Annotated in this window: 1 protein-coding gene; it reads right to left on the bottom strand. The window is 47.2% G+C overall.

Translation table 11 applies throughout. The annotated features are described in order from the left end of the window. Nucleotides 1-151: 151 nt before the first annotated feature. A partial coding sequence (locus EBR25_13735) for a hypothetical protein (GenBank protein NBW42043.1) occupies nt 152-1,673 on the bottom strand: 1,522 nt, incomplete at its 5' end.

Here is a 1,673-nt window from a genome sequence, read left to right as displayed (position 1 = left end):
TATTCGTGACCGTCCTCATCTAAATATTCTACAGGCTCTTGACTCCAACTGGAACCAAGAAAGGCGGTAGCACCCAATGAAAATAAGGCTTCGTTGGCAAGGCTAATGCGTTTCCCGACATCTACGGGTCTCATTTTAGCCTAGTCCCCTATCAGGAAAGCCCTTCTTCCCTTAGAGCATTAAACTCATCAAGGGCAGAAAGAATCTCAAGGTCGTCTGACTTCATCTCAGGCTCAGAATCGCTAGCAGCCGCCTCTGGCTCATCCACTTCATTCCAATCCTGTGGAATCATATCCTCAAGACCAAGTTCCTTTGCACGCTTCATAATGTGTGCTTTTGCTGCTTCCTTATCTTTAGCACGACCGTATGCTTGAATAGCATTTTCTAGATCAGCCTGATCAGCGATAGGAAACGAACCATCTGCAAGCGCTTCGCCGGACTCCGCCATTGATTCACGTTGCTCACGTGAATACATACGCTTAATCTCAAGTTCAGCCTCTAGTGCCTTAATTTCTTCTTCTTCTGACATTTCATATTCAAAGTCATCAATAAGATCGTACTCATCGTATCCAAGTACCTTACCTTCAACAGAAACGTAGAAATCGTAACTCTTCTCTTCTGAATCAACTTCAACGACATAGACATCCTCGTCACCGAAAATGTCAATCATGACCCCAAGAACTTCACCCTTGGACTCTTGACCAAACCCGTTGAATGCCTCCATAGCAACCGCTTCAGCGTCTGCCTTTGAGACAATAGTAAGTTCTTCAAGTGACTTTCCTTCGACAAGCGACTCGTCAACACGAAGCCAACCCAGTTCATCTCCGTCACCAGACAAGAAAACTTCAATACAGGAGCCGTCTTCACGCTTTACGTCCACAACAAACATATCATCGTTTGCAGAGTAACCTGATCCAATGACTGTTCCGCTATGGGCGCTCTTAACAATCATTTCAATATCAGCAAGACCCGGAAGCCCATCTTCTGGAGCGCATCCACCTTCGCAGAAACCGCAAGGCTGGTCTACAGACTTACGCTGGAAACCACACAAAAACTCTTCAGACTTTTCTTCACCTTCAGGCTTTTCAGCGGTCAGTTTTTGCCATTCATCGTGGGTAGCGCAGGGCATGTACTTGCCTCCAGCACCGTGAGTACCTTCACAACCAAGAGCAGCAGCACGCTCCATAGCCTCTTCTTCGGTGTCAAACATGTCAGCCATGTCTTCAGCCTTTTCCTGCACTTCTTCGACATCTTCAGACTTCTCTTCGTCTTCCATATGCCCACCCTTACGCATTGCGTTCACTTCAAGAGGACTGCGGCGACGGTAGCGCTTTCCGTAACCTTTACCGGTACCCTCTTCGTAAACGTCAACTTCTTCGTAGGAGTCTTTGGCGTCGGCATCAAGATCAGCATACTTGTCTTCGGAAATGAGGTCTTCGTCCTCTTCCATTTCCTTAAAGCGAGCGTCATTTAGGAAAATTGAAGGCATTTTCTCTTCCTCTTCCCCGACCATCTGCATCATGATTGACGCTGCTTTTGCTTCCAAGTCAACAGACTCTTCTGCATCTTGAGGGGTCTCTTCATCCTCAGGGTCAGCAGACTTTTCTTCTACTGCATCTTCACCTTCGGACTCTTCGGCATCTTCAGCCTCTTCAGCCTCTTCAGCCTCTTCA

The organism is bacterium, from assembly GCA_009926305.1.
In the GTDB taxonomy this organism is placed as follows: Bacteria; Bdellovibrionota_C; UBA2361; order UBA2361; family RFPC01; genus RFPC01.
Note: the sequence above shows the minus strand (reverse complement) of the source record. Positions and strands in the feature narration are given on the sequence as shown.